General features: G+C 38.2%; 1 protein-coding gene. It reads left to right on the top strand.

Going from position 1 to position 3,064, the window contains the following annotated elements:
- Positions 1–48: 48 nt before the first annotated feature.
- Positions 49–3,064, top strand: a 3,016-nt coding sequence (locus E1140_RS00890; RefSeq protein ID WP_155178069.1) for a PKD domain-containing protein, incomplete at its 3' end; no start/stop codon positions are given.

Here is a 3,064-nt window from a genome sequence, read left to right as displayed (position 1 = left end):
GATTGGTTTGGATTTGTACTAAGCAAAGGGAACCAAAGGCTTGTTAGGTTGAATTTCGGAAACTCACTAATGAGCAATCCTTCTGCTGACGTATTATTAGAACCAATTGGAGGAACAATAGTCGGTGGAATAGATATAGCGGTTGACAAAGGTAATCATGTTATGATACTTAGTAATTCTAATGATAACAAACTAAGCCTTATTAATTTTGGTGATTCTCCAGGAAACAACCCAATTCCTTCAGATATTGTAACTACCGCAGGTTTTGGAATTGCTTCAGGATTGGATGATATCAGAGTAGAGAAATTCAATGACAATTGGTATGCATTTTCTGGATCGATAATAACCAGTAGAGTTGTGAGGTTTGACTTTGGCCCTAATCTTTATAATGCATCAGCAACTCCAACTTTAATAACAACCAATTTGAGTGGGCAACAGTTTAGAGGTATTGAAATTGCTTTTGATAATGGAAACTGGTTTGGTTATGCGATTACGATTGCTGGAGAGTTATTTAGAATAAATTTTGGCTCTAGTTTAAATAACAATAGTCCAGTAGTTGATGCCTTAGGTGTAGATGGTAACTTAGATAGGCCATTTCATATTGAGCTAATAAAGTTTAATTCCCAATGGAAAATATTTAGTATGGATGCGGATGATAAGAATTTGGTTGTTGGTGATTTCCCAAGTCCATGTGATATGGAGGTATACTCTTCTAAGGATGAAATACCCAATGATATTAGGTATAGTTCTAATGGTACCTTTAATATTTCTCTCTTAGCAAAAGATGGTTCAGGTGAGGAGTCTCATTTATTAAAGAGTATAGAAGTAAATACATTTTCAGCTCCCCCCATAACTATCTCCAGCCAAAACATCTGCCTCACCTCCCCCATCCAATTCACTTCGGAATCCTCAGCAGGAGGACTTACATACGATTGGGACTTCGGGGATGGCAGCCCAACAGATGCTAATGCTAACCCATCACATAGCTTTACGGCAGCCGGGGAATATGAAGTAACACTCTCTGTGCAGGATGGCACTTGCTCAAACTTCACTAAACAGACAATTACTATTTATGAAGAACCAGCGCCAGACTTCACAGTGCCTGGAGGAAATATCTGTACCAACCAACCCTATTTGTTTGAAATTACAACTCCAGGGGACTTTGGAGGATTCATAACCTATAGCTGGGTGCTTGATGGTGTCCCGATATCCACAGATCAGGATCTTGACATTACGTTTTCAAATGGCGGCTCAAAGGAACTTAAATTGATAGCCACTATTCCGGGATGCGATATAGAAATAGCCAAAAACTTGACTAATGTTAAAGAGGGAACACTTCCTATATTCTCATTCGATGATTCCTGCGTGGGTGAGGAGGTGCTCTTTACAAACTCAACATCTGGGGATATAACTGATGTTAACTGGGAATTCAGTAATGGATTCACTTCCACACTCAGTAATCCTATTATGATTTTTGATACAGAGGGGACCTATGATGTGACTCTAAATATTACCAATGCAGATGGCTGTGAGACTTTTGACACACAAACCATCACCATTCATGCATTACCAGTAATTGACTTTAGTAATGAGCTGGCTTGTGAGAAATTAGCCACTCAATTCGAGGACTTATCAACAGTGAATATTGATAATTTATCATCCTGGAGCTGGGATTTTGGTGATGGAACGGAATTTTCTGAAGAACAAAATACCAGTCATTTTTTTGATGCCAATGGAGATTATGAAGTAGAACTTACAGCAACTAGCTCGTTTGGTTGTGTTGACTCATTAACAAAAATGGTAACGGTTTTAAAGGCCCCAGAAGTAGCATTCAATTTTGATAAAATATGCATAGATGTACCTATTCAATTTTCAGATGCTTCTGTGGCGGTGGAGGGAGAAGAGATAACGGACTGGTCCTGGAATCTTGGAGGAACTTTTAGTGCTCAGCAGAATCCACAAACAACTTTTGAAAATCCTCTTGATTATTCTGTAAGTCTCACAGTAACATCATCTAATCTTTGTACAGCAACGCAAACACAATTGGTTTCAATTCCTGAGGCGCCAAGCTTAGATTTTTCATTGGCTGATGACTGTGAAAACGAGACAGCCCAAATCACGGATATTACGGAGATATCAGGAGATAATATTTCTAATCGGAGCTGGTTAATAAATGGCAGTCAGGTTTCATCAGAGTCAAATTTTGGATATGACTTTGCGCAAGCAGGCAATTATAATGTGACGCTTTCTGTTTACACTGAAAATGGTTGTGAATATGAGGTGAGCAGAGCAGTAACGATTCACCAGGCCCCAACGGCAAGTTTTTCTACTTCATTTGATTTTGGGGCACCACCATTTGTTGTAGATTTTACAAATCAATCTTCAGGAGCTCAAAGTTATAGCTGGGAGTTTGAAGAAGAGGCTACTTCTGAAGAAACTAATCCTTCTCATACATTTAATAACCTTGGTGACTTTGATGTTTCATTGGTGGCTATATCTGATCAGAACTGCACAGATACTATCTCAAGCAGGATACAGGTTTTAGAGCCGTTACTAGATGCAGAGGTGCTGAACTTCAATATTTTACCAACTGCATCTGGGGATAAACTATCTTTTGCTATCAGAAATAATGGTACTATCAGACTAGATAGTCTCAGTGTAACAGTTAACCTTGGTGGTGAACTTGAAATTTATGAAACTATAAATAAGGCAATGAACCCTAATGAGGTGATTAGTGCTCAATTGGCCTTAACAATTGACAACAAAAGACTTGATTATATATGTATTGATGTCAGGCCTTTTATTCTGAATTATCAGGATGTTGATGAGGATAATAATAGAAGCTGCATCACTTTTGGTCAGGAAACATTCATTATTTCAAATCCATACCCGAATCCATCAACAAGCTTAGTGGCTTTTGATATTATAGCAACAAAAGATGCAATTGCCGATATTGAGCTACTGAGTTCTACCGGAGATTTGATAGATATGTTTAATGTCGAAGTGTATGAAGGAAATAACAAACTGGATTTTGACCTGAATCAATTAAAAAGTGGACTCTACT

The sequence above is a fragment of the Fulvivirga lutimaris genome (assembly GCF_009711525.1).
Lineage (GTDB): Bacteria > Bacteroidota > Bacteroidia > Cytophagales > Cyclobacteriaceae > Fulvivirga > Fulvivirga lutimaris.
The sequence above is the reverse complement of the archived record's forward strand: the minus strand, read 5'-3'. Positions and strand labels throughout refer to the sequence as shown.